The organism is Psychrobacter sp. 1Y4, assembly GCF_051847555.1.
This window is the reverse complement of sequence record NZ_JBPYDE010000194.1, coordinates 1-985: the sequence shown is the minus strand read 5'-3', so window position 1 is coordinate 985 and position 985 is coordinate 1. Positions and strand designations below refer to the sequence as shown.

1 protein-coding gene is annotated in these 985 nt (G+C 43.2%); it reads right to left on the bottom strand.

What is annotated here, in order from left to right:
* Nucleotides 1-339: 339 nt before the first annotated feature.
* The gene (metW, locus tag ACS8FC_RS15195) at nucleotides 340-957 is read right to left on the bottom strand and encodes a methionine biosynthesis protein MetW (protein WP_439297385.1); all 618 of its coding nucleotides are present in this window, start codon (nucleotides 955-957) and stop codon (nucleotides 340-342) included.
* Nucleotides 958-985: the final 28 nt, after the last annotated feature.

Here is a 985-nt window from a genome sequence, read left to right as displayed (position 1 = left end):
AAGACAGTTAGACGGCGATAACAATTAGGTGACATCTTGCGATATGAACTTACCTAATCATCAGCAATAGAGTTTTTAATTTTGTATTATCGATTTGGCCCTAACTGATTAGACAAACGGTCGTAATAGTGGGGTAATTGACAACATTTTGCTAGCTTAACACCCAAACTTACGAAACTCAAATACTAATTACAAGATTTAATAGCTGCTTATACCTGATTGTCCCCAGTAAAATCATAGAGTTACTATAAGACAATCATTAGTTAACAATTTGCTAAGATAAAAGGTTCAGCAATAACGGTCATTTTGTCCTTTTAAGCAAAAATCAAATATCTGACATTACTTCGTTTTTTTCTTTGTCACTCGATAGATAGCGACATCTGCGAGTAAATTGGGTGCCTGTCTAATCAGTGCCGTTATCAGTGGGGAATGACCTTTATCAGAGTCGCTTACCGCAAAGCGATTGACGATATGAATATCATGCTGCGCACACAGTTGCTCAAAGTCTTTAAAGGTGCATAGATGAATATTGGGGGTGTTGTACCATTCATAAGGCAGTGCCTCAGATACAGGCATCATCCCTTTAAGTCCTAAATGAAGACGGTTTTGCCAATGGGCAAAGTTAGGGAAGGTGATGATCGCCTCTCGAGCGACGCGCAGCATATCAAGTAGCAGCACATCAGGGGATTTTACCGCTTGTAGCGCGCGTGCCATAACGACGGTATCAAAGCTGTTATCGGCGAAGCGTGCCAAACCATCGTTGAGGTCTTGCTCAACAATAGATAAGCCATTGCCAATGGCCTCGTTGATTTTGTCTTCGTCAATCTCAAGTCCGTATCCAGTGACGCCTAGCTTCTGCTGTAAGTGCGCAAGTAGCTCGCCATTACCGCAGCCCAAATCCAGTACATGTGCTTGCGGCGCGATCCAGCGCTCTGCCAGTTGGTGATCCATTCTCATGAGCGCTCTCCTATAGCTGGGCGATGAT